The sequence below is a fragment of the Alteromonas genovensis genome (genome assembly GCF_010500895.1).
GTDB lineage: Bacteria > Pseudomonadota > Gammaproteobacteria > Enterobacterales > Alteromonadaceae > Alteromonas > Alteromonas genovensis.
Window position 1 is genome coordinate 472,047 of the sequence record NZ_JAAAWO010000001.1, and the last position, 25,980, is coordinate 498,026.

Genomic DNA, 25,980 nt, shown 5'->3' on the forward strand with positions numbered 1-25,980 from the left:
TGATTTGATGAAATACTGCTTATACGAATATTCTAACTCTGATAACTTGGGCGATGAAATACAAAGCATCGCAGCCAAGCGATTTCTTCCGACAATAGACTACTTCGTCGATAGAGATAATTGGGATTCAAGTAACGTTAAGGAGCCTGCGAGGCTTATTGCTAACGGTTGGTATACACATAACAACGATATGTGGCTACCTTCAAATGAGTTTATTTCTCCGTTGTTTATATCATTCCACATTACGCCCCAAGCGCGTCCGGTTTTTGAAAAAAAGGAGACGTTGGAGTTTCTTCAGCGCCATGGACCTATCGGTTGTCGTGATTTTGAAACTAAAGAGTTTTTGCAGAGTCGAGGTGTGGACGCATACTTTTCTGGCTGCTTAACGCTTACCTTACAAACTCACGATATACCGAACAAACATAATTCTACTGTATTCATGGATATCCCTGAGCGTCTAGTTTCAAAGATGCCGAGCAAACTGGTAGATAATCAATTAACTGTAAAGCAATACTACGATAAGACTCTACTATTGCTTCAAAAGGTCGACAATAAGTTGGGTACCACATTAGCCCGAAATATCGGTTTTAAACGAGCACAAAAGCTTTTGGATACCTACAAAGGTGCCAGTCTTGTCATAACACAAAGGCTGCATTGTGCTTTACCTTGTACTGCCATTGGGACTCCAGTAGTTTTCCTTGTGCCGCATTACAATGATGCTCGTTATAAAGGTCTTATTTCGCTGACTAATCATATGAGCTATGACGAATTTTTAGAAAATCCATCGAGCATATTAGAGCTGAATAACAGAGAGGCGGATAAAGCAAAACTACTAGGTGAAAAGCTTTCTACTATTTGTAATAAATTTATCGCTGATGGCATAAAACCAGAATGCTATGACCTATTGTAGTTTGTGATTGAGTTCTTAAGTTACATCTATTTAAATTATTTTGAATAAAGCATGTAATCGAAATGTATTTACTATTTGCTCTGGGTTGAGATTTATGTTTTTTACGCCATATTTATGCAAATTATGGCGTAGTTAAAGTTTTGGCTACGAAGGCCTTAAAATTTCGCATGATTACTCTTGTTGAGCGCCCGCTCTTTTTTGCATGCTGTATAAATCCTCTATCTTTAAGTCTCCCAATATCAATTTTGAACCTTCAATCGTCAGGTGCCCGTTGTCTCTATACAGCCCCGTTTCATTCTTTGAAGTGATACACCTCCCTTTTTCACAAAATAGCGTTGAGACATCAAAAACGGCACTAACGCTCTCCAGTTCTTTTAAGATGGTTGTTACACCGTTCTGGTGCTTTTGGTAAGTTTCAAAACTAATAGTACAGTCGCCTAGTAGTAATAGAGCAGGCCCATACTCTCTCTCTAAACACTCTCCAATGTTTCTGCCGTCTCTAGGGGGGGGGGATACGAACACAATAGATTTCCCAGCTTTATTTAGTTCATTTATCATAAATTTATATGAGTCAACGAGTACTGAGCTACCAGTTATAATTCTACCATCATTCGCTAGTATATCGTTCTGTAAGTAAAACTCGATTGAGGAACTTAGAACTACGTTTCTGATATTGTCGTTTTTTCTAATAAAATCGAAAGCTAATGTATTGAAATGAATACAATCTTTAGCCCATTGTTCACTATAATTCGAGTTGACAATAGCTATATTTAAAAATGGACCGCACATACTTTTCGTTATTTGGGCAATGTTGTTTTTTATGCTGAGCCCAGGCACCAAATGCATGGCGTAACTATCTCCCCAAATAACAGTGTCGAACGATTCACTATTAGTACACTTAATATTCATATTTAATCTGTCATCTATTGCATCTTGGCACTCTTGCGAAAACCCATAATTCAATTCCTTTTGGGCCATGACTCTATTATCAAAATTTTCGTTTATTGGTAGTAAGGTAATAATGATAGGAATAGTTAAAACAAGGACGGTAGCGAAAACGAAGTTCCGTAAGCTCGATAGCTGTAACGGAGCACCTTTGTGACGAAAAGGTGTTTCAACATATTTGTATTGAAATTGACCCAAAAAAATCGAAAAAATTATGATTAAGCAACTCACAAGGAGTGGTGTTTGCCCAACGTAAGCTAAATAGGAGAATGCAAATAAAGGCCAATGAATTAGATAAATAGAGTATGACCAGTCACCAACCTTAATTACCATTCTATTAATAAAGTTTTGCGAGAGCCATAGATCATCGCCTAATAGAATAACAGCCGTACAGCATGCAATGATTAGTGCTTCTATGCTTGGGTGGGATTGCGTTATTTGTAGATAACCTAAGGTCAGTATTATAGAAAGGCAAGCAATCTTAGTACGCGGAGTGACTGCAATTCGTTTATTTAAATACAACCATGCAGTGACTGAACCTGCTAGAAGCTCCCAAGCTCTTGTTGGCAACATATAAAATGACCACTCATATTTGCTGACATCGCTAAAACGCCAAAGAAAGGGTACGTTTTGGTCAGTAGCATTAGACCATGAAAAACACATGTAAATACTGGCCATAAAAACAGATATTAATGCTGCGACTCGAAGCCCTTTGGGAGTTAAAAATAATACTAGAGGCAACAAAAAATAGTATTGTTCTTCGAGAGATAAGGACCATATATGGAGAAGTGGTTTTCCTTCTGCTGCTGCATCAAAGTAACCAGTCTGCGAGGGAAGCACCATATTTGCACTAAATGTTACTGCACCTATCAATTGATAGGAAAAGTCTTGTAGCTGTGAAGCGGTAAGAAAAAGTATACTTAGTAGCGATGTTAATATAAGTGTTACATATAAAGCAGGAAGGAGTCGATTCACACGTCGTTGATAAAAGTTTAAGAAGCTAAATTTATTCTGCTCTATTTGCTCTAGAATTAATTTAGTGATTAAAAAACCTGATAGAACGAAAAAAATATCTACGCCGAGAAAGCCTTGCGGTAAAAAGTCTAATCCGCTGTGATAAAAAACTACGTAGAGAACGGCAATACCTCTCAAAAATTGAATATCGTTGCGCACATTATCCTTTTTTATCTAATTATATGAACTTAAAAGTACAATTCATACATTGAAGTTTATTTAGTTTTCCAATGAGAAAGCTCAATTTGCAGTAACTCTTCAAGTTTTTCAATATCTCCCAAGAACTTGCTTTTGTGAACATTGTTAACTTTCAACTCTTTTTTCCTACCTCCAGTATTATACTTTTCCTTAATTACACTTCCTAACCAACCGGACTTAATATATTCAACTAGTTTAGATAAACCCAATCTTTTAAGAAACTCTTGGGTACGGGGAAATATAATTCTATTCACACGGCTATTTAGAATAGAGGGGGTAAAGCTATCATCAACATCTAAAAAACCATAAACCCTCTTTAAGAATGATCGAGGTTCATTTTGAAGTTCGTCATAAAATGCTAGGTGTATATTGTTGCGAGGAAAAGACTTAAGGATGTGTTCGACAAATGTCGCTTGCATGCTTAGCGTACTAATTATTGGTACTTGCTCCATTGCTTCGTCAAAGGTCATTCCATTGCATTGATTTGTTAGGCTTAATTGATAGTGGGAATAACTTCTCGCTACCGGTTCTCGTAAAATTAATATAATTTTGGTATTCGGCAGGGCAGCAGATATTCGGTCAATAGCTGTTTTAATATGGTAATAATTTGGTGAAAGTTCACCTATTGCTTTATGTTCAGCACCAGCGTCTTCAAAAAATGACGCATAATATTCTATTCCTTTTTCAAAATGACTACTGAAGAAATTTAGCTCTTTTACCTCTGGCACATACACCTCAGGGTGTTCTTTTAGGCATTCATATAACCACGTTGTGCCAGCCCTTTGTACGCCTACACAAATGAAATTAGGAAGAGTCATAGGTTATTCCTTTTTCTTAAACTAGCTTCTTGCTTTGAAGGTTGGTGATCGCTCTTGGATAAATACATATTGAGACAGCAAGCGGAAAGTGCAACGAGCCAATATAATACTTCCGCACGCATTCTATTAATGAATGTCATGCAAACGATAAATGTTACAAAGCCACTAGACAAAGAAAGAACAAATGAACTAGCAATAAAGTCTTTTCGCTTCCACAATTCTTTTCTAACACGAGCGAAAGCTTTGAATGTGTACCATATCATAAGCGTAAAAAACAAAAGGCCAAGAAAACCAGCTTCGGAAAGTGTTTCAAACCACGTTGAATGAACAGCTCGTTGCCGAGACTTTCCAGTGTCGATATGAGTTGGAATATAGTATGTTCCATAATATTGAAAGGCCCCCGCGCCGGCTCCGAAGGGGTAATCTTTGGCCATTTCTATTGAGGCAAGCCAGAAAAAGACGCGAGTTGAACCTGTTTCTTGCTGTTCGTTCAATGTCGACTGTTCTTGAACTGTCATCATTCGGTTAATAAAGGTATCGTCTGCCAGCCTAAAGAAAGCCCCCACAAAAAGTAGCATGCCAAGAAAAATTGTACCTTTCTCCTTGGCTGTGAAAGCTTTATTTCTAAAGCTAATAAATAGAAAATAAGAAACGCCAGCGACAACGCCCAAAAATGCGCCTCTACTATTAATCAATATCAGCGAGTTAAGGGAAAAAATTAACCCAATAGAATATATCCCACGTTGGATTAACGATTTGTGAGCAATAAGCTTGGCTATAAATATCACAATAGTTGGGGCTAGTGCCGCTGCCACTAAGTTAGCATCGGGAGCATCCACCATTCCAACACCGGCCACTCGACCAGAGTTATCACGGCCCCATCCAAATATATAAAAAGCTAAAAGGAAAGCGCTGAGAAGGTATGTATCGACTATCCAAGAGATATGTTTTTTCTGAGTACATAATTTGACAATGAGAAATGTCACTGCTGCCACTGTAAGCAGAGCATCCATCGCTGAAATATGATATTGAAGATAAGGCGCATTAAAATAAGCGGCACAAAAACAAATAATGGTTAGCCACATAAATGCAATTTGAGGGTGTTTAAAGTATTTGTTTGGCCAGTATTTTCCAAACCCGATGAAAAATACGATTAACATTGTTAACACAAGATAAAATTGTGCGCCCAAGAACGGTAAGTAGCTTCCCCACCACTTATTTTGTGGGTTTAAGAAATAATCGAGCTGGTAAACCATAAAAATCAGCACGGGGCCGTGTCGTAAAGACATTGCCAGGCCCGTCAAAAATGGTAATAAGTATAGTAGTGCGGATATCACTCGGTAGGCTCCAAGCGTTCTATGTTCTGTATTACCTCAGGGCCTTTTATCTCCCAGTCGAACTGCTCTGCATGTTTACGGGCAAACAACCCCATTTTTTCGCGCTTCTCATTATCGTGCGCTAATAAAATCACGTGCTCAACAAGTTCATCTGGCGCACTACAATTTACGCTGAACCCTGTTTGGCCGTGTACTAATGTTTCTGGTGTGCCGCCAGACATACCTCCTATAACAGGTATGCCACAGGCTTGCGCCTCTATCATTACTATGCCAAAACCCTCAATGTTACGCCCAACATCTCTATTGGGTAGAACGAAAACGTCTGCCTGTTGATAGCACGCCACCATGTCTTCGTCGCTTACATTGGGCATAAACCTAATGTTATCGTGTAAATTTAGTTCGTGCGTTAATTGTTTAAGGTATTCAATGCGCGGGCCGCTACCAATAATGGCATACAATGCATTGGGAACACTTTTCACAATATCAGCCATGGCCTTAACCATCATATCGTGTCCTTTGCGTTCCTCTAGTCGAGAAACTGTCACCAATACAAACCTGTCTGTCCAACCAAGCTTTTCGCGAGTATTTTCACAGCGGGGGGCGGGTACGAATGCAGATGTATTCGCCCCAGGGTTAACAATACAGCATTTATCTTTTTGAACATCCCAATGTTCAAGCAGCAAACGGTGCGAATTTTTACTATTACAAATTAGAAGGTTTGCTCGCTTAAGCACCGGGCGTAGCATGGCTGTCATACTTCGGCTGGTTGCGCTATTCTCAATATCTTCACCATGTATATAGCAATAATAAGGAATACCTTTAAAAAGCTTGAACAGCATGGCAATAAAGCCTTCAGGAATGCATCGCCCGCAATGAATTGCCGTTACATCGTATTGCCTTATAATTTTCCTAAGTTTTAGGAAAAGCTTGGTATAAAAAATAAGGCCGCCAAGTGAAAATAGCGCCCAATCAGACCAAGACGTGTAGTTAAAAGAAATTCTATGAATTTTTAGTTCGGCTTTACTATCAAAAAGAGTGTCACCTTCTGCGTTACCGGCAACAACAACATACTTATTGGCATCTTGGCGAGAGTATACCTCCCATAACCAGCGACCGCTTCCGCCATGCATTGGTGGGAATACTTCAGAGAAAACCAACTCTACTTTTTGTTTATCTTTCACGTTAAATTCTCACTGAACCTACGGTACGAGGTAATTGTATTGAACTCGGAATGCTTCGTTCATTTTTTGTGCACTAAATTGCAATTCAAATTTCTCGATCGCATTTTTACCAAAATTTTCGCGCATTTCATGGTGCTGTGTTAATTGTGATATTGCTGCTGCAAATGCATTCTTGTTATCGTTTTCTGTTACTAGGCCGTTAGTATTGTGAGTGACAACTTCAGCGTTGCCGCCTGCATCGGTTACTACACAAGGTTTGCCTAAGCTCATTGCTTCAAGCAACGTCATCGACGTTCCTTCACTTAATGATGAAAGTAAAAAAGCATCCATTAGCGCTAAATAGTTTGCAGGTTTAGCAATATAGCCAGTAAAAATAACCTTATTGTTAATGCCTAAATTATTTACCTCTTGCTGCAATGCTTCACGCATTTCCCCGTCACCAACCAGCAGTAGATAAAGGTCGTTTCGGCCTTTGGCGGCATCTGCAAATGCATTAATCATCATAAGCTGATTTTTAATCGGGTCGAACCGTGCAATGGTACCCAGTATTATATCGGTTTCATTAAACCCTAGCTGCGTGCGCAACGCATCTACTTCGTTCTGCTTTACCACTAATGGTTTAATGCCGTTGTAAATTACGTCAATCTTACGGCTAGGAATGAATTCATAGGTAGCCAATGCATCGCTTGTCGCCTTTGAGATGGCGGTTACCTTCGACGTAAAAGAGAGCAATATTGGGTTAACGAGCTTTCTTTTCCAGCTTGTAGAGTCAGGGTAAAAGCGCCCATGTTCCGTAAAAATAACCTTGGTTTTTGTAAAGGCGGCTGCTAATACACCATAAACCCAAGGGGTGTACTGGTGGCAGTGCAAAATGTCTATGTTGTTTTCTTTAACATGTTGCCTTATTGCCTTAATAAGCGATGTATCGAACCCTGGGTTGCGTTCTTGTGTAGTGATGGAAATACCAGATTTCGCTAGCTCTTCACCCCATGGGCCTAAAGGGGCCTCTATGCAATAAATTGACATGTCAATATTGGCTTCGGTATTGCCCTCTATGAGGTTCTTGATCACCATTTCAGTGCCGCCAATACGCATGTCGTAGGTAACGTGCATTACTTTCATTATGATGAACGCTCTTGTATAACGGCATATCGGTCATACCACATTTGGTACATCAGCATGCTCCACAATACAATGCCGTGGTCTTTCGTATGGCTTTGATGTTCCTGCCAAATAGAATTAATGGCGGCTGTATTAAATACATCGCTTAAACCCTCATTGCATTGAAGCAGTTTTGATTCTGACAGTGCTTTTAACTCGCCCCTGAACCATTCATCTAAGGGGGTGCTGAACCCCATTTTTTTTCTATACAGCAAAGAGTCGGGAATAAACGGTTTAAACACTTCTTTCAGTAAGTACTTTTTTTCACCATCACGGTATTTTTGTGAAGAGGGAAGGGTAGCGGCAAATTCTGCCACTTGATAATCAAGAATAGGGGCCCGTACTTCTAGAGAGTTAGCCATACTCATTCTGTCTACTTTCACCAAAATATCGCCTGTCATATAGGTTTTAATATCGGTGTACAAAATTTTACTTAAATGGTCAGGTCCATCGGCCTTGTTATACATATCAAGAGTATATTGGCTAGGGTGGTAACCGTTTAGCGTTGCGGCTACGTCAGGTTTAACCAGCTTATTCCACATATCGTCGGTCATCATACTGTTTGTGATGAAAAAGCCCATGGCGGCATCGTGCGATAAACTGGTAAGTAGCGATTTCCCCTTTCGTCCAATTGCCCCTGGTAGTGTGCCAACTATTTTAGCAAGACTTGGGAATATCGATTTTCTAACGCTTTCAGGAAACTTATTTCTAAGTTTGTTTTCGATATCGTCTGTGGTGTACTTTTCGTACCCTGCGAACATTTCGTCGCCGCCATCGCCTGCTAATGCCACTGTAACCGCCTTTCTGGCCAGTTCAGACACGAAAAACGTGGGTACTAAGGAAGGGTCGGCAAAGGGCTCATCAAAAAAGCTTGCAATGTGTTCTAATTGCTCTGCAACATTTTGATGTACCGTAAATTCATGGTGCTCGGTATGGTATTTTTCAGCTATTTCCCGTGCGAAATCCGCTTCATTAAATGCTTTGTTGTCGAACCCAATGGTACACGTTTTAACTGGCGTGTCGCTCGCTTCGGCCATCATAGCTACCACACCAGAGCTGTCCACACCACCGCTTAAAAAGGCACCTAAAGGTACATCACTAATCATGCGCTGCTTCGTTACTTTTTCTAGCAGCGTTTTAAGCTTTTGTTTGTTCGTCTCTTCGCTGTCCCCTGTGACATGCTTGAAACTTAAGTCCCAATACTCTTTTATGGAAAACCCATTTTTATCCAAAACAAGGTAATGCGCAGGGGGGAGCTTGTGAATGTGTTTAAAAATGCTTTTAGGGTCAGGTACGTACTGGTAGGCAAAAAAGTCGTGCACTGCGTCTAAACGTATTTCTCTTGGAATATCTTGCAGTGCAAGTATGGCCTTAATTTCTGAACCGAACGCAAAGCGGCCCTTGTCAGAAAAATAATAAAGAGGTTTCTTGCCTAAGCGATCGCGAGCAATAAATAGCTCTTGTTTTGTTTTATCCCAAAGGGCAAAAGCAAACATACCATTTAATTTGTCGAGGCATTTAACACCTTCTCGCGCGTAAAGCGCTAAGATTATTTCAGTGTCGGTATGGCTTTTAAAGGTAACGCCTTGTTGCTCAAGATCTGCTCGTAGTTCTAAGAAGTTATAAATTTCACCGTTAAATACAATAACTAAATTATTGTCGGCAGAATACATTGGCTGGTTGCCCGCTTCCGATAAATCTAAAATACTGAGTCGACGATGACATAAACCAATGTGTTCATCTAAATATATACCGCTTGCGTCGGGGCCTCTGTGCACGATGGCTTTGTGCATTGCTTCTAGTGAAGCACTTCCGCCTTCCTGATAATTAAACAGGCTAAACCCTGCAATGCCGCACATACTTTACGATCCTATAATGAAATGTAAGGCCGAATTAACGACCCTGCTGAAACAGTTATACTAAGCGGTAGCTTTTGCCATATGCTTTCTGCCATTGAACGCAGTTTACTCTGTTGCGACGAATCAATTTCTTCTGTAATCGGTCTACCTGTTGAATTGTACTTTTGCCAGTTAAGCAGTTGCGGCTCAGCGCCCCATTGCTTTTTAAACTTGTAAGTACCCTCTTCAAAAGTAGAACGGCCAAAATCAAAGCACTCGACGCTGTTATCAGCACAATGAGCTAATAACGACCAATACAAAAGCATATTAGGTGCAAGTTTGTTGTATTCCCGAAGTGTTGAGGCCCACGGAATAGAGGCATTAGTGTTATTTTTGATAACTAACCCTGCACCAATTGCTTTGCCGTCGTGGTAAACCACACCAATAACGCTGTTGCTGCCGTATGCTTTAATTACCTGTTGAAACCACTTTTTAGCGTGTACAGGCGAGCCTAAATCTCGCATGTTCGTTGCATAAACGTTGTAAAATTCGTCAATGAATTTTTGTTCAGTTCCAAGAACTGCAGTTAGGCCATTCTTTTCAGCTTTGCGAATTTGACTACGAAGCTTAGATTTAAAACCTGCCAATAGTGCTTCACTACTTTCAGGTAAAGGCAAAAGCATACGCACTTTTTGGTGTTTAAGTGATTCAGGCTGTTGAGCTGTGTTATCAATATTGCGTACTTCTAATTTTTTAGTGTTCGTTTTACTTACGTATTCAACTAAGTACTGTCGCAGTTGTTCTTCAATTTCTGCGTTGTCACCAATAGCGTAGCCCACATCACAGTATGGAAGGGCGCAAAGCTGAGCGCCTAAAAAAGGCGCTCTCATAATTACTGAGGGCATTACGCCCACGATGCTCTGAGTCTCCTTATTTTTAGCTATGATGCCAAAGCTGTCATGGCCATAAGCACCTTTGACTGCTTGCAGCCAACCAAAACGATGGTAGGCAGATGCACGGGTATGCTGGCTTACGTAATCGTTCCACCTGTGTAAGTCGCTATACGCAGCGATTTGAATTTCTATCTGACTATCAAAATTTTGAACATCATTTTCCAAAATAATGCTCCTTTGGCGAGTTTGCGATTAATGGTACTTCGCTCTCTTTTAGTCGCTCAGCTGCTTCAGTGATAGTGCAAAACGAAATATTTGCTTTTGTTTCCAAGTCTTTTAAAAAGTCAATAATACGAAGACAAATTAAGTCATAAGCGTTATCTACATTAAGTAAACCAGTTACACCATCAATTAAGCTGGAGCTATGTAAATACATGTGTATTACCTTATGCTGCTTACTCAAGCAGGTATCACTTAGCTCAATCATACTATTAGTGTCGGATAACTCAGGACTAAGGTATATTTTTTTGAGAATTTTGGTATGCCAAAGCATGCCAATTATTCTTAACATTGAAAATGGAGGCCTAGATAAAACTGAATGGATATTATCTGCATTGCGGAAGTTTGATACGTTAAAGCCAGCAGTAACAGGAATTTCCATTATGTTTTGTTGATTTCCAGGTTGAAGGGCATTGTCAAAGCTAGGGTAGTATGGAGTATTAGGTGCGCCCTTGCAGTGAAAGAATGGGTTTTCGTAAAACGGGTACACGCTGCTATCTACAGTAATTCCGCGCGATGCAAGCAGTTCAAGCGTTTTACCTTTCATACCCCAACGACCGCTTCTAAAGGAGCGTGGCGTAACTCCTATTTTTTCATTGATAACACGGTTTAGTTCATCAAGTTTTTGTACAACTTGTTCTTCAGGCAAATTAATAACATGGGATTCCGCTTCTGTTGTTTTACCAAAGTAGGGCGGGTTACACCACGGATGTAAATGGGCACCAATTTCTGCTTTTTTGGTTTTTACAAACTCGCGAAGAATATGGCTGCCCTGAGCGTCGTTGGCCACAGCATAATCAACAAAATAGGTGGGCCTTATGCCTAGCGACTCACAAAAGGCTTGAAATGCAGGAAGCTTCTCAACATTTTTTACTGAACAATCATGCTGGGGAAACTCACTGTCCCACTGCCATTCTTCTTCAGTGTCTATGGTGAGTACAAACAATACGTTTGGTTTACCCATTTTGCTGCTCGTTTAGCATAGTAGAGAACAATTCGTAGTATTCATCAGCCATCCGCTGTGCTGAGAAATTTTCTTGCACAAATGTGCGCGCGTTCTGCGCTAGCTGCTGAGCGTAATGAGTATCGTCTAGTAACGTTTCCCAGTCTTTTTGAAGTTGCTGGGTATCATGAAGCGGTGTGAGTAATCCGCTTTCTTTGTGAGTAATAAGTTGGTCAATACCAGCAATGTTATAGGCCGAAACCGGAATTTCCATGGCGCAGGCCTCCATTAAACAACGCGGAATGCCTTCAAGTGTGGATGTCATTACAAACATATTAAAATCGCGAAGTTGTTCTAGCCTGTCATTTCTAAAGCCTAAAAATGATATTGCCCCTTCGCTGTCTAACGTGTTTGCATAAGATTCTAACTTAGGCCTGTCTTCACCATCCCCTAGAAACACTAACTCTATATCATTACGCTTTTTATACAGCGCATCAAAGCAATCTAGTATAGCGGTAATGTTTTTGCGGCTAATCATTTGGCCAACAAACCCTATTACCTTTTTACTGTTCTCCGGCTTTGATTGCTTGGTTACTCTTACAGCTTCAACTTCTGATAAATCTACGCCATTTTGAATATAAGCTAATTTATGTTCAGCAATGTTGAATTGCTTTACATCGGACATAAGCTGCCTAGAAAGTGGCACCACTTTGTCTGCAAAGCGCATTGCCTGGCATCCGGCCCAAATAAATAGGCGAAGTTTAAAGTCTGCCGCATTTTCAAAGCCGTGTGGCGTTACAACGCAGGGAATGCCCGCTTTTTTAGCCGCCATAACCCCTAAAATATCTGACTTATAACCGTGGGTATGAATAATATCGATGTTATTGTCTTTTATAAGTGCAGCGAGTTTTTTTACGGCACCTAAATCGAATCGGCCATGCATAGGAACGTGGTGGGTTTTACCGATAGGTTGAAATTGTTTAACGAGCTCTAAGTCTTCGGTGCCTGGCTCTAACGTTACTGCCAGCTCGCTAGTTACATGACTAGGCATGTGTTTAGACAGTGCCAATACCCAGCGCTCTGCGCCATAAAAACCCGTAGAACAAATAAACTGCAATATTTTCATTATTATTTATGCGAGCTGGTGGTTACCGAGCCGCGTGCTCCTAATAGTGTTCCTATGGCTCTTGCTGGAAAGTACACAAGGTAAAAGCGTAGGCAATTAAAAAACGATACTGTGTTGCCTACCAACTTTTTAAGCCTAAATGTATATGCCAAAAGAGGTGCTCCTGCGATTATGCTGAATATAATAGCGAAGTTGGTTTGTGAATACAGTAGGCAAAGCAATAAAATTATAATGCCTAAGCTAACGGCAAAAGGAACGATAAAGCTAGGTAGCTCACGAAGCGGTATCGGCCTGCCACTGGTTGACGCTATATTTGATTGTCCACGCCAAATTTCTTTTTTAAACATGGGGCCGAAGGCTTTGTCTTCCCCTAAGTGCACATAATGAGTCTCAGAGGTGTAGTAAAGGCCGCCATGTTCGTTAACTTGCCCAGTAAAATAATAATCTTCGCAGGTTAAAAGGTGTTCTGGAAAGCCATTTACTTTTGCAAAGGTGTCTTTGTGCAAAAACAGATTCCTGCCAGGCAAAAAGCTAACGGTGGTATCTAACTCAGCATTGCTAAGCGAGGTTCTTATTCGCTCTAGCGGCGGCGCATTTTCTGAGTTAATTTGCATTGCAGCGACTAAGGCAAGCGAAGGTGAATGCTTTAGTTTTTGAAGCATTACCAGCGCATAGTCACTTGCAAGGCTGACATCAGCATCGAGAAACGCAAAGTAAGTACCTTTCGCCTTTTCCGCGCCTAAGTTTCTAGAATGCGAAATACTTTTTGCATCATCGTTGTAAATAATATTTAAAGAAAAGAATTGTTCAAACTCTTTGAGCCTAGACGATACATTGGTGTTTTGGCTAACAAGAACCACTTCAAATTGATCTTCGGGCAGGGTTTGATGCTTTATACTTTCGAGGGTGTCGATAAGCATCTTCTCTCTGCCTTTGTGAGGGATTATAAAGCTAATTAACGCGGTCATTTTAGCTCTCTCACGGTTTGCCTAGCCATTGTTGAAGTTGCGCAAAGCGCTTTACTGCTTGGGTGCGCTCTTTGCCAAGGGAAAAATGACGAATTGAAGTAAACAGAAACGAACTAAGACTCTCTGAGTGTGTTTCTATCTTCATGCTGCTGTCTATAAACATGGGGCGCGGTATTGCCTCGAAGGATTCAAAGTTCATATTTTGCATCATCAAACACAGCAGACGTGTGGTCTCACTTTCTTTAGTGCTAGTAAGTCTATCGATAATCTTGGTTTGTAAATCATGCTTTTTGTTTTCTATTTCGCTCACTAAGTTGGGTAGGTAGGCTTCGGCAAAAGCGAGTAAACAAAGCTTTCGTAAATCTTGACCTGTCCATGTTTCATTCGGAAACTCTAAAATGTCAGGCTTTTCTAAATACACATATTCGTTGTTAACCATCCAGGTTACATAATGCGATAGTGCTTTAACTGCATAGGCATAGTCGTAATCATTTTGCCGATGCAGTTCTTTAAGCTGAATAAACCGGCAAACTGCCTGAAAGAAGACAGTATAAAACCATGTTGCTTCAACATTGTCTAAATTTCTCTCACTAATATCATCTAAAGGCGAAACCGTGTGCTGAATGATATGTGCGCATTTTTTTAAATCTTCTGTTTCACTTAACAAAGTATATCTATCCATTAGAGCCTGCAGATAATTACCCGTTCCTCTGTCTAATGGGTACTGACCTGTTTTTACGTTTTTAATGCCTTCTGTTCCTGAATTTTTGACCAGCAATAAAGCATTTAGCAGCGTGCCATCACCTTCATAGTATCTTTCTATCCAGTCACAAATTTCTAGCAAAGCGTTTTTGGAGGTGCTGCTTCCGGTCAATAAGTAGTGATGCAGCAAGCCGTTGGTATAGCAATGCTGTCCACCTGGGCCACCGCCGCCAGCGTGGTCTTCGTATACACCTGTCGGTTGGTTTTTTGAATACGTTCTATGCCCTGCAGTATGTGCAGGTACATAGTGATCGGTATGCCAAAAAAGCCCCCCAGAGTACTCAGGCTTATCAAGGGAAGTGTGATAAACATCAATATTGGCAACATGTTTTGCCAAGTTATCTGCTAACTCTTTCCAACGGTGATCGCCACTCACCGTCCATTGATATAGCATGCCGCAAAGCGGGTCGTACTGATTGTTGTAATGAGAGACAAAGTAAGTTGCGTCTGGAGCCAACGCCTTTTCGTGGTCGGCATATAGTTCGCCAAAATGCCGCCACCCAAATTCATCAATACTGTCACGCTTGTCAAAAAATGAGTTGTCGCCTTCTATTCCTTTTTCCACAAGTTGCTGAAGTTGTCGAGGGGCATTGAAGGGCGTAAAGGGAAGGCATGAGGTGTGCTGAATCCAGTCTTTGCAAAGTGTCACTTCGAAGGTGGTAATGGGGCCTACCGATAAAGTTATAGTTCGCGTTAACTGCTCTCCTGGTTGTAGTTCTTGTGGTTCACTATCTTTCGCACCTAGCAAGCTAACAAACGTACTATCTTTAGTCGCGGTCATTGCTGAGGGAAAGTGCTGCCAAAACTCTTTTGCTTCAAGCACATAATCAGAACTGTCTTCTAAATTAAATGTAGCGAAAGGTTGGCATTGATCAGCTTCGTATTCTAATTCGCCATTGCGAAAAACTTTAACGCCTTTATGGGCTAAGTTTACTTCGTCGCCAGCGTTCACATGCACAGGGCTTTGCCAATGTGGCTTTCCACTGGATGCCTGGTGAATGAACGCACTGTCAAAAGTGGGATTAAGCGTTTGATTATCGTTGACATATAAGGTGTTAGCTTGCTTGCTTATAGCGAGTGACAACTCATTAATACATATAGATGATGGGTCGCCTAAGTCCCATTGTCCATTTGGGTGCAAAGATGCCGCTGGGTTAGTTATGGTGATATCGCTTAACACGTCACCATTGGCTAAAAAAACCGTGCTTTGATATTCAATATCCAGGGCTTTGTTTTGTATCTCAAGCTGCCCTGTGTGTTTAATTCTCACTGCTACATTATGGCAATGGCTTCTTAACACCGTATAACTAAAATCACTTATATGTGAAAAGGGCAGGGCGTTGTGTTTGTTGCCGTAGTAGTGGGTTAACGACGCTGTTAGTTCATTATTGAAGTGTAAACAACCTGGATGATTGCGATTTATCGTAACCATCTTGCCGTTTGATAGCGTGATGTCTATTAGGCCCTTCGAGTCTCTTGGCTTAACGGGATTAATGTAAGTAGGCTGAGTGACTTTAGCCAGTTTTAGCGAGTAATTTCTGGTTTCATTTGACGGTATAGACGTTATACCCGTGATGTATAGCCACTTTATTGAGCCGTTGTGCCACAAATGCCGAACTTCCAGTGAAGCCCTTACATACTCACCATCTTCATCAATTAATTCGAGTGGTTCTGAAACCGAAAACTTACCTTCAGGGCAAGGCACTCCAACACAGAATGAGCCGCGTTGAGTGTGCGAACTCGCGTTACGTAAACTAAAAACAATATGCTGCATTGGGCTACTTGTACGTCTTCCGTGATAGGCAATTTTAAAACACCGCAATACTTTATATCACTTGTTATGTAATGCCAACGTGTTTACCTTTCTATGCAATTGAACAATAGAATGGCAACACGGCTAGAAAAAATGCAAACAGAGTTTGCCGTGTGAAGTGAGAGACATAGTCAATATATTGGAATCAAAACTTCTACTGTTGGTTATTTTGACGAGTTACAGCCTACAACGTACTATAGCTAAGGGAATTAAAAATTTTGCTAATGGACGTAAAAATGGCGAAGCTTCGCAAAATCACTGTCGTATCTCAGCGGGTGCCTTACCCGCCCAATAAGGGCGAAAAGCTTCGTACTTATCATCAGATTGAGTTTTTAACACAACTTGGCTATTGCGTTGATGTGCTTTGTTTAGGCGAAAACACACAAGATAGTGCCGACGCAAAGGAGCTTGGTAAGAAGTTAGATATTTCGGTGACAGTATTCCCTCTTCCTCATAAAATTAAGCGCTATAGTTGGGCATTGCTGCATCGACAAGCCATTAGCGTTGGCGCGTTTTATAGCAGTGCGCTTCAAAAGGAAGTGAATGCCTGTTTAATAAATGGCTGCGATGCACTATTACTCAGCGCTTCAAGTCTTGGATACTATGTGTTTAATGCTGCTAATTATGATGATAGAACGTGTGCGCTTTTTATGGATATGATGGATGTAGACTCTGATAAATGGCGACAGTATGCTGAGTCGAGTTCATTTCCTATGAGAGTGGTATATCGTCGAGAGAGCAAGCGAATAAAAAGGCTTGAAGCGAGAGCGAATAAAGAGTTTGAAGACACATTTCTTATTGCTAAAGAGGAAACCCGGTTATTTGAAAAAACAGTGAGTGCGTTCAAACCGGTTAAAGTGCTAGGAAACGGTTTAGATTTTTCTGCTTTTTTTCCCGCCCCAACGCCTGCGAACGACACAAATTTTCTCTTCACTGGCGTTATGGATTACAAACCAAACGTAGATGCCGTTATGTGGTTTGTAGAACACTGCTGGCCAATAATAAAGCAAAGTTTGCCTGGCGCCACCTTCACAGTAGGTGGCATGAACCCGACAAAAGAGATACAGCAATTATCAGAGCGAGACAAAGCGATTGAAGTTACTGGGTTTGTAGACGATATGCTGCCTTTCTTTCATAAAGCGACTGCCTTTGTTGCTCCGTTTCGACTTGCGAGGGGCGTTCAGAACAAAGTGCTACAGGCTGCTGCATGCAAATTACCCGTGATAACCACTAGCATGGGAGCCGAGGGAATTAGCTATGCGAGTGAGAATACTATGTATATTGCAAACGAAGAAAGCAGCTTTATAGACGCCTGTGTAGATTGCGTAAAAAAAACTGACACAGCGCAACAGCTAGCAGATAACGCATATAATGCGTTACACAGTACATATTCTTGGAATCAGCAGTTACAGCCGCTTAAACAGGCATTGGAAAAAATATGAAGCAACTTATTAAGCATATTGTTTTTTTGGTTCTAGCGCTTCTTATTAGCCCTGTCACAATTTCTTATAAACTACTGTCGTTGCTTTTAAATAAAGATGCTCTGATAACGAGTTACAGCCAGGCTCTGTCACTGTTACCCGGCAAGATGGGGAGTTATTTACGCAGCGGCTTCTATCGATTTGCTTTTAAAAAATGCTCACCTGATGCCGTTATTTCTTTTGGTACATTGTTTTCTCAGCAAGACACGAGCATTGATGAGGGAGTGTATATTGGGCCTCAATGCAATATCGGCAAATGCAGCATTGGTAAAAACACATTATTAGGTAGTGGTGTCCATATTATGAGTGGAAAAGGGCAGCACAACTTTTCAGACCCTTCAAAGCCAATAAAGGACCAAGGCGGTGCATTTACCAAAGTTGAAATAGGCGAAAATTGTTGGCTAGGTAATGGCGCGTTGGTAATGGCTAATGTTGGCGCGGGGAGCGTCGTGGCAGCTGGAGCTGTGGTGGCTGATGATGTCCCAGAGAGGGCTATTGTTGGGGGAAATCCGGCGAGGCTGCTTAAGCGAATTTAATATTTCAAAGAAGAACTGATGTCAAAAATAAAAGCGATTTTACCTGTAAATGATTCAAGTGAAGTCAATGCTGAACTATATTTCTGAGCCCAGCGTAAATGGAAGCTAGTAGGGCCTTGAAGGATCCTAAGGGGATAGTTACCGAAGATAGGTAATATTCACTATTTGAAAAACTCGCCTTGTATCTCGCGTCGCCTCCAAGAAAATCGTAATGGCTAAACCCAAGCTTTGCATAATATTGCATAAGAGAATTATGCATACTGTAACCTGGCTTGATGTGTTTGGTAGATAACTCGTGATTAATGCCTGAGCAATAGAAAAAAACTTTTTGTTGATGCAAGTAATTGATGCAAAACCCTAAAGCGGTCTCCCCTGCAAATACACCTACAATTGCCGCTAGCTCTTTATTTTCAATCAGTCGCTTCTGAAGTAAAGTAAAGGCGGGGTTGTTAAAACCACTTCCTTCAATAGACGAAGACCACTGCTTTTTATGAAATTTACTAAGCTCTTCTAAAAAATATAAAGATTCATTTTGGTTCTTTGGAGTAACCACAGCTAAGGGCCCGTAAAGCCGTTCTAGCTGATTGTTGCTGCGTTTAATTTGAGAGCGAGTATTCTTTGATAAATAGGATAGATTAAAAAAAGAATTGCCACTGCATAATTCAGAGGTATAGCCTTTGAAATTCATTTCGTCTATTGGATTAGGAGCTACTTGATTCCATCGTCGTATTGCATCGTGTTGAATCATTGAAACAATTAACAAGTCAAAGCCTTCGGATTTCAAGTAGTCAATCAGGCACGTTATAAAATTGTTTCGACTCCTGTCGGCACAAACTAGATCATTATATTCTATCCATGCTTGATCACTTTCGATATTACCCGCTTGGTTGAGTAAACCTACTTTTAACACTAAACCGAGTTTGACCCGCTTAGTATCGCCAATAAAGCAAACGCCACAAGGCTCATTGCCTTCGAAATAAATTACGAAAGTTGGCTTTTTTGTAGCAGAAAAGTACCAACTTGATACCCATTCGGGTGTGAGGAATGGGCTCGATAAATTCAAGTTTCTGCTTACCTTGGTCCACATGTTAATTACGAACTCTTCAGATGGAGTTGAATAAACTTTAACGTGACTATTGCAGGTAATTATATCTTTCATAATTTAAATAGGCCTCTTCTGAACAGATATGAATATATCAAATATTTTTGTTACTGCATTGTAAAGTTTAGGGTAGTTTGCGTATCTTATAATGGATTAAAGGTTTAAAGCGCATTGACTGGAGTAGTTCACATGCTCTGTCTGTTTTTTTTACAAAATAATCATGATGATGATTGGTTGATTTGTTAAGTTGCTGTTTTTTATTTATTTTTAAGTCTTGGTCTGAGCTTTGCATTACGGTTTATGACATAACTAAAAAGTTCTCTACCGGAGTTACATTATGAAGAAATTAATATTAGGAACACTCGTTGGGTTAGCAATGGCTAGCTCTGCTGCGGCAAGCGTTGTTACATTAGACTACAGCAAGGTTGCAGGGGCAAGCGGTACAATAAACTTCGACACAATTGATTTTCCACCATTTTTCCCAGTTTCTTATTACATAGACGAAACAGAAAACGGGTTTGTTGACGATGGCGAGTTTGTTTTCGACTTTGGAACTGACCTTGAAGTTGGAACATTACAGTTAGGTACATCGAATACTGCAATTGGCACCGGTTCAACAGCACCATACAGACTAGTAGCGGACTACTTGTTGATCGGTGAGGCAGTTGTTACAGATGGAGAGGCAGCAGCCCTACTTCAAGCGGGTGCTGATTTTGACGGTGTATCGCTGAATGCTTACATCGATTCTGTGCTTGCAGTTACTGGAAATTGCTCGGCACCAGGCGGTTTCGCTAGAGACTGTGCTGCAATTGCGCGCGTAAATGGCGAAAATTTGTTAGATGGCTTAAACGGCAATGACCCTACAGCCGCTACGGAAGAACTACTAGCAGCCAACTTAACTGAAGGTATTTTTAACTTATTTTTGGCAGACACTAGTGGTCAGCGTGTTGGGTTTGCGGGCTCTTTTGGTGTTACCAATACACAACTGAACTTCGGCGGGCAAATTAACCTTGAAATAGACGGTGCTTTGGTGCAAGCCGAGCAAGGTTTGCTATTCGATGAGTATGGTAATTCGTTTGCAGACATCCTTGCTGATGGTACCGCATTACCCCCAACGCTTACGTTCAAGACTACTATCCAAGATTCAAGCAGATTGCCAGGAACACTCCAGTCTCAGGAGGTTGGTACCAACAACCCTGCAGGTAATGCTAATGGTGAACAGCTTTACTACTACACAGATACGAATCTGACAGTGGCAGAAGTTACTGCAATGGCAAATACATGCCCAGGTTTTGGCGGTTCAAACCCAGGTGATATCTCCTTTGGTGGTTGTTCAAGCATCATAGGCGCTAACGGTCCTGCCGATAGCTTGTGGGATGACTTACGAGCTACTGTTCGTGCTGCTGGTGGGTGTGCAAGCGATAGTGCAAGTGCGTCTTGCAGCCTGAACTTGCTTGCAAGAACTACTCAATTAGACGGTAACGCTACTATCGAAGCTACTGCGCCAGGAACATTGATGATAAGTGCATTAGGGCTAATGATGTTGGGCTTCCGTAGAAAGTTCTTTTAATCAATTAGCTGAGTAAGATAATATGGGCCACTATTTAGTGGCCCTTTTTAGTTGAGTAAGAATAATGAACGCGATTAAAATTATAACAATAGCCCTTCTCCTATCTGCCTGTTCACCAAACGAAAACTCCCAAATACAAGATGCAAAAAAAGCGTTGCAAGAGGGAGACGATAAAAGAGCACAAGTAATAGCGAAGTCACTGCTTCAAAAAAATGCACAGGATACTGAAGCGAGGGGTGTTCTTGCAAAAGCACAATTTATGAAGGGCGCATTTCCAGATGCGCAGAGTAATTTTGATAAGGCCTATGAGCTTGGTGATAAGCGTTTTGTTAATGAACTCATTGCTAGTGCAGTTTTAAACGAAGCATATGACTATGCGCTTAAGTTGTTTTCTGATAACAGCGACTTGAATGCTATGGCGGATGCGTTTGCTCTCTACGCAGCCCTAACCCAAAACAATCCTGAGCTTGTCAGTGAGATTCAAAAAAAATTAGATACAGGTAGCTATGACTCTTTGTCTCAGTCTTTTCTATCAGCAAAAAACGGGCAAATTAGCCAAGCGCTACAATATGCCGAAAAGGCCGCTTTTGAAGATCCTAATAACGCTGACGCATACTGGTTTCAGGGAGTGTATCAGCATCGTCTTTTTAAACCTGATGAAGCTTTAGCAGCGTTTGAGTATTATCGCGAATTAAGACCTAATGATGCTCGTAGTATCTACTTTATTGCAAGAAGTGCCGTGGCCGCGGGTGATTGGAAACTAGCTAAAACATATGGTCAAAAACTAACTGAAATTGTCGAAAGTCATTCTTACGGTAACTACATTTTGGGTGTGACAGCTTTACAGGAAGGGAAGGTTGCACAGGCCTATCGCAATGCAACACGAGCTAACGTGGCACAAGAGGTTGAATTGCAAGCGAAGTTACTTCGAGGTGTGAGCGCTTACGAGATGGGAAATTTCGAAAGTGCTTTTAATGATTTATTAAGCGTAAGTATTAGAACATCAAGCAATAGCGCCGCTACTGCTTTTGCGTTATTGACAGCACTTAAATTAAATGACGGAAATTCATTGACTCGGGTCATTGATGAGGTTTTTGATGGGGGGGAGGAGATCGACATCGCCTCAACGGTAAGTGGTATTACTTATTCTCTGGCTAAACAAGGTGACGAACAGTATCTGGCTTCACTACTTTTCGATAGCCTTAAAAGGGTATACCCAGACAATTTTTATTCTGTCACAGTTCAGAATTTATTGAGTTCTAAGCTAAACAAAGAAGCTTCAATGTCGTTGGAAGAACTATTAGCTTTAGATGGAGATAACGAGAGAGTGCTAATTGCGCTGATGTATCAAAATTTAAGAGAAAATAATACAGAGGTTGCTAGAAGGTATGTTGATTCAATTAAAGATGAAAGTGTAAAAGGCCATATAAAAGTAAATATAGCTTTATTAGAACAGCGGTTCAAAGATGCTTACGAACTAACTATCGATTTAATTGAAAGTGGTAGAGGGTCTAACGCAACTTTAAACCTCGCCATAAACGCGGCAGAAAAGTTGGAAACTAAACCTGATCACTCCCACCTTGAAGCTGTAGCTCTGCAGAATAACTTAAACATTTTTCCACTCAAGGTTGTTAGCTATCTGAACGCCAAGAGTGAAGAAAATAAAAAGTGGCTACGTCGACAACTTTCCCAACAAGAAATCGGCTTGAAAGCGTTTTTCTCTGAGCGTTTCATCAGAGAGGAAGCTTATGGCGATGCATTAGATATAATTCCAGCCGCTTACACGCATTCTTTAGAAGACCCAGTCACTAAGCTTAAAATTACTTCTCTACTTGCTGTTGGGAGCACACCAAAACTTGTTGCCTTCTTTGAAGAGTGGAGTCTTAATGCAGATTCGACGGCCCCCATGGAGTCTGTAGTAAGACTTTTGCTAGGTGAGAAAAAATTCAGTCAAATCATCGATACCATTGAGCCTTTGTCTATCTCAGGAAAGGCTTCTCAAACAATGGAGAGAGGGCTTGTGAGGGCTTATATTTTTGAAAATGAGATAGATAAGGCTAAAGCTCTTTTGAACTCATTGATAGAGAAAAACCCTTTTGATGGCGAACTCTTTTATGAGTTATCTCGTTTAGAAGGTAAAGGTGGGAACATATCTAGGCAGCGAGCATTGCTTGAAAAAGCCTATACAATTGAACCATCTGAAAAAATTGTTATTAATTATGCGTATCATTTTTTACAGCATTCATTAACAGGCAAGGCTGTTAAATTATTAGAAGAACACGGGGTAGAAAACCCCAATCATGATAATGCAAAATTGTTATATGCAATGGTTAGTGTTGCAGATGAACCTCAAAAAGCACTAGAAGCATACCTGTCTGTACCTAAAACTATTCTATATAAAAGTCCCGACTCCTTAAATAATGTGGCTTATTTGCTAGCGCAAAAAGGGCAATTCGAAGAGGCAAAAAAATACTTAAACATTGCCCTTCAAGCAGACCCAGATAATAGTGCTTATTTAGATACCAAAGAACTAATAGACAAGAATAGATAGCCAAATTTTGAACCATCTACCCATTACCTAATAGATAGTAGACTTGGTGGTTTACTATCTATTCATTAGGGGCAAATGAAGAAAATTATACGTTTGATAGGGCGTTTAGAAACAAGTATCTCTAATAAGAAGGTTTGAGAGGAAGACTAACAGTTTCATTAGAGTAGTAGTTTACGTGCAATGCGATGTTTTATCTTCTGTAGAACTCCATTGTTTCCCCACCTTAGATGAGACACCCTTAATCTATTCGTATACGTATCAAAGTGCAGCGCCTTAGGCGCTGTGACAACTTCCCCTCTACCTAACAAAAGCTTGATTGTGTTGGTGCCTATAACACCACTACACAGCTTCACTGAAAATGGAGTAGATGGTCCTCTTTTTTCCTTAAAGTTTGCCCTTGTTTTGTCTACTAGATATTCTTTCTGAAGCATGAAGGGGCTTAAACCAAGTAGGAATCTGATAGCTTTGTCATTTTCATCCTTGGCCTTACTAAAAACAAAGTAGTCGTCAAATGTCATGCTATCTTTCGTAAAACACAAAAATGAGACCCCCATGCCTAAGGGAGCGGCTGTAATTGCAGGTATACATAAACTCCGGCAATGTTCGAATAAAATTTGTCTTACTTCTAAAACAAAAAAATCTAAACCATCTACATACACATCAACATTCGCTAAGAAACTTTCAAAGTTTTTCTCATTTATACCATCAGGAAACTTCTTAATACTGCAATTTGGGTTTATGTCTAACAGTGTTCTTTCTAAAACATTTAACTTGCTCTCGCCTATAGTGCTTGAAAAACAGCCGGCTTGGCGGTTCATATTGTGAATTTCGAACTCATCGAAGTCAGAAAGATTAAAGTGTTGTATACCCATTCTCGCCAATGTGACAGCGTGTTCAAAACCTACACCCCCACAGCCCGCAATTGCCACTCGCTTTTTACTTAGCACTATCTGCTCGTTTTCCGTAACCCAGCCGAGGTTTCTAGAAAAAGCTTTCTCGTAGTCGAACATGAATTATCCTTTTGGGTAAGTGCTAATTGTGTCTTGGATTTCGTTTAGTATTACCTTAAAGCTCGGTCTTAGGTTAGCGTAAAGCAGAGATGGGTTTATATAATACGGTGCCCTTTTTCCGTGGTAATTTACAACAGGACCTACTTGCTCAAATTTGATCCCCACAAAGCTCATGCTTCTAGCAAGGCGAGGTTCCATCATTACGTAAGTGTGCTTAATATCGTAGTGAATAACCATAGCAGCTGCAGAAAAGTATAATCCTATCGCGATAAATGGAAAACAACGAAGTTCCTCTTCGGAATAGGTATTCTCGTTGATAACACCTAGTGCTGCCCCAGAAAAACTATCCATTTGACGTTTACGAAACTCTTTTGGCACGGCTAGCCTTGAAATTTCACACACGTCTTTTCTATCGAAGTTGGATGGCGATAATGTTTTGTGGGTTATCGAGTCAAGGCAGTATTTTTCTATTGGCAAGAGTTGTCCAGATTCAGTTGGTCTAACCAATCTAACGGTGCCTGCAAGCTTTTGTGATGCTTTATGACGGATTAAACACGGAGTAGAAAATTTATCAAACTCGTCACTCTCAATTTGTAGGTCGTTTTCTTCCTCAAATGAAAGCTCTTTGCAGTAAACTTTGTGGCGAATATTGTAGCTAGCAATTTTCATATCTTCGGATAGTGCTACCGCTGGCTCAAGATAAGCTGAAAAGTGCTTCGAGATAAATTTTGCTTCTCGGATAGTTTCGTAGCCTGACAACAGTTTACCTAATCGACTCTTAGGTCCAACAAATGTTTTGACGCTACCGATGATTGATTTGTTTGTCACGTGAATATGATTCCATCCGCTTTTTATTTTACAGTGCTAATAAAGTCTAGCAGAGTATTCACCTTATCTACTCTAAACTGCAATTCTACTATCGTATACAAAATATTTAGCAATCGCCATGTATTCGTATATAGCCTTGCCAGTATTATTCAGTGCAGCATAGGAAGGTATTGTTATATAGGGTGTTAACTCCCCAGAACTGTGAAAGTCTACACTTAATACCTGATGTTGAATTTTAAAATCTGAGAGAAGGCTAGACAGTCTGTAACGATGAGTGGCACTAGAAACTGCCACAATTGTTTTACCAGCTAAAGTTGCGTTTAAAGCGATCACCTCAGACCTTGTGTTATATCCCTTAGGAATAGCTACAATGTCGATGCCATCTACTCCTAGAGACGTCATAAATGATTTTGCTTTGTCAGCAAAAAAGATACTCTCGTCATTTAAAAAATTACCGCCAGTGAAATGAATCGGTACTTGAAGCTCTAAATGTAATTGATAAGCTAACAGCATTCTCTGAAGTGAACACTCGTGCCAGCGAGTTATTTCAGGAACTTTTCCACCGCTATGATAATAGCAGGCTGGTACGAAAATAACCTCTGGTTTTGTTTTAATTTCATTTATTTCAAACTTCCAGAATTCTAAAGGATACAATAACAAATTCGCAACCCAAGGCTGAGAGAAGATAAGCAGTATACTCATAGACATTCTCAACA

The 25,980-nt window shown here is 40.6% G+C and carries 20 protein-coding genes; 5 read left to right on the top strand and 15 right to left on the bottom strand.

All coding sequences use genetic code 11. From position 1 onward, the window contains the following. The first annotated feature begins 7 nt into the window (after positions 1 to 7). Complete coding sequence (locus tag GTQ48_RS01930) at positions 8 to 910, top strand: polysaccharide pyruvyl transferase family protein (protein WP_163104890.1); 903 nt, start codon at positions 8 to 10, stop codon at positions 908 to 910. A 171-nt stretch (positions 911 to 1,081) separates the two neighbouring features. Here GTQ48_RS01930 and GTQ48_RS17860 read toward each other — a convergent pair whose 3' ends face one another. Genes GTQ48_RS17860 through GTQ48_RS01985 form a run of 11 tightly spaced genes read right to left on the bottom strand, consistent with a single transcriptional unit; the run spans position 1,082 to position 16,147 of the window. Further along, the gene (locus GTQ48_RS17860) at positions 1,082 to 3,028 is read right to left on the bottom strand and encodes an SGNH hydrolase domain-containing protein (RefSeq protein WP_163104892.1); all 1,947 of its coding nucleotides are present in this window, start codon (positions 3,026 to 3,028) and stop codon (positions 1,082 to 1,084) included. 56 nt (positions 3,029 to 3,084) lie between these two features. After that, a complete protein-coding gene (locus GTQ48_RS01940) occupies positions 3,085 to 3,885 on the bottom strand; it encodes a sulfotransferase family protein (protein WP_163104894.1) in 801 nt (266 codons plus the stop codon). Continuing rightward, complete coding sequence (locus tag GTQ48_RS01945) at positions 3,882 to 5,222, bottom strand: O-antigen ligase family protein (RefSeq protein WP_163104896.1); 1,341 nt, start codon at positions 5,220 to 5,222, stop codon at positions 3,882 to 3,884. The genes GTQ48_RS01940 and GTQ48_RS01945 overlap by 4 nt, the downstream gene beginning before the upstream one ends. Next, on the bottom strand, positions 5,219 to 6,403 hold the full coding sequence (locus tag GTQ48_RS01950; RefSeq protein ID WP_163104898.1) for a glycosyltransferase: 1,185 nt from the start codon (positions 6,401 to 6,403) through the stop codon (positions 5,219 to 5,221). The genes GTQ48_RS01945 and GTQ48_RS01950 overlap by 4 nt, the downstream gene beginning before the upstream one ends. A gap of 18 nt (positions 6,404 to 6,421) precedes the next feature. Then, the gene (locus tag GTQ48_RS01955; RefSeq protein WP_163104900.1) at positions 6,422 to 7,525 is read right to left on the bottom strand and encodes a glycosyltransferase family 4 protein; all 1,104 of its coding nucleotides are present in this window, start codon (positions 7,523 to 7,525) and stop codon (positions 6,422 to 6,424) included. After that, the gene (gene asnB, locus GTQ48_RS01960) at positions 7,525 to 9,423 is read right to left on the bottom strand and encodes an asparagine synthase (glutamine-hydrolyzing) (protein ID WP_163104902.1); all 1,899 of its coding nucleotides are present in this window, start codon (positions 9,421 to 9,423) and stop codon (positions 7,525 to 7,527) included. The genes GTQ48_RS01955 and asnB overlap by 1 nt, the downstream gene beginning before the upstream one ends. Positions 9,424 to 9,434: 11 nt before the next feature. Beyond that, positions 9,435 to 10,520, bottom strand: a complete 1,086-nt coding sequence (locus GTQ48_RS01965; protein ID WP_203565044.1) for a GNAT family N-acetyltransferase — start codon at positions 10,518 to 10,520, stop codon at positions 9,435 to 9,437. After that, positions 10,510 to 11,538 carry a polysaccharide deacetylase family protein gene (locus GTQ48_RS01970; RefSeq protein ID WP_163104904.1) on the bottom strand — a complete coding sequence of 343 codons (1,029 nt, stop codon included), beginning with the start codon at positions 11,536 to 11,538 and terminating at the stop codon, positions 10,510 to 10,512. The genes GTQ48_RS01965 and GTQ48_RS01970 overlap by 11 nt, the downstream gene beginning before the upstream one ends. Beyond that, positions 11,531 to 12,643, bottom strand: a complete 1,113-nt coding sequence (locus tag GTQ48_RS01975; RefSeq protein WP_163104906.1) for a glycosyltransferase — start codon at positions 12,641 to 12,643, stop codon at positions 11,531 to 11,533. The genes GTQ48_RS01970 and GTQ48_RS01975 overlap by 8 nt, the downstream gene beginning before the upstream one ends. 2 nt (positions 12,644 to 12,645) lie before the next feature. Further along, positions 12,646 to 13,611 (bottom strand): glycosyltransferase family 2 protein, encoded by a 966-nt coding sequence (locus GTQ48_RS01980; protein ID WP_163104908.1) that lies wholly within the window; start codon positions 13,609 to 13,611, stop codon positions 12,646 to 12,648. Positions 13,612 to 13,621: 10 nt separating this feature from the next. After that, positions 13,622 to 16,147, bottom strand: coding sequence for a hypothetical protein (locus GTQ48_RS01985; RefSeq protein WP_163104910.1), 2,526 nt, complete (start codon positions 16,145 to 16,147; stop codon positions 13,622 to 13,624). A 275-nt stretch (positions 16,148 to 16,422) separates the two neighbouring features. Here GTQ48_RS01985 and GTQ48_RS01990 point away from each other — a divergent pair, with 275 nt between their 5' ends. Together GTQ48_RS01990 and GTQ48_RS01995 are read left to right on the top strand one after the other, a co-directional pair. After that, positions 16,423 to 17,628: a glycosyltransferase gene (locus GTQ48_RS01990; RefSeq protein WP_163104912.1), complete on the top strand. Its 1,206-nt coding sequence runs from the start codon at positions 16,423 to 16,425 to the stop codon at positions 17,626 to 17,628. Next, on the top strand, positions 17,625 to 18,203 hold the full coding sequence (locus GTQ48_RS01995; RefSeq protein ID WP_163104914.1) for an acyltransferase: 579 nt from the start codon (positions 17,625 to 17,627) through the stop codon (positions 18,201 to 18,203). The genes GTQ48_RS01990 and GTQ48_RS01995 overlap by 4 nt, the downstream gene beginning before the upstream one ends. 64 nt (positions 18,204 to 18,267) lie before the next feature. Here GTQ48_RS01995 and GTQ48_RS02000 read toward each other — a convergent pair whose 3' ends face one another. Further along, positions 18,268 to 19,362, bottom strand: a complete 1,095-nt coding sequence (locus GTQ48_RS02000) for a GNAT family N-acetyltransferase (protein WP_163104916.1) — start codon at positions 19,360 to 19,362, stop codon at positions 18,268 to 18,270. Positions 19,363 to 19,642: 280 nt separating this feature from the next. Here GTQ48_RS02000 and GTQ48_RS02005 point away from each other — a divergent pair, with 280 nt between their 5' ends. Further along, positions 19,643 to 20,875, top strand: coding sequence for a hypothetical protein (locus tag GTQ48_RS02005; RefSeq protein ID WP_163104918.1), 1,233 nt, complete (start codon positions 19,643 to 19,645; stop codon positions 20,873 to 20,875). Between the two features lie 64 nt (positions 20,876 to 20,939). After that, complete coding sequence (locus GTQ48_RS02010; protein ID WP_163104920.1) at positions 20,940 to 23,426, top strand: tetratricopeptide repeat protein; 2,487 nt, start codon at positions 20,940 to 20,942, stop codon at positions 23,424 to 23,426. 158 nt (positions 23,427 to 23,584) lie between these two features. On the opposite strand, the gene GTQ48_RS02015 is transcribed toward GTQ48_RS02010, so the two are convergent. From GTQ48_RS02015 to GTQ48_RS02025, 3 genes are all read right to left on the bottom strand, one after another. Next, the gene (locus tag GTQ48_RS02015; RefSeq protein ID WP_163104922.1) at positions 23,585 to 24,436 is read right to left on the bottom strand and encodes a ThiF family adenylyltransferase; all 852 of its coding nucleotides are present in this window, start codon (positions 24,434 to 24,436) and stop codon (positions 23,585 to 23,587) included. Positions 24,437 to 24,439: 3 nt separating this feature from the next. Beyond that, positions 24,440 to 25,264 carry a PEP-CTERM/exosortase system-associated acyltransferase gene (locus tag GTQ48_RS02020; RefSeq protein ID WP_163104924.1) on the bottom strand — a complete coding sequence of 275 codons (825 nt, stop codon included), beginning with the start codon at positions 25,262 to 25,264 and terminating at the stop codon, positions 24,440 to 24,442. Positions 25,265 to 25,336: 72 nt separating this feature from the next. After that, a complete protein-coding gene (locus tag GTQ48_RS02025) occupies positions 25,337 to 25,966 on the bottom strand; it encodes a YdcF family protein (protein WP_163104926.1) in 630 nt (209 codons plus the stop codon). Positions 25,967 to 25,980 lie beyond the last annotated feature (14 nt).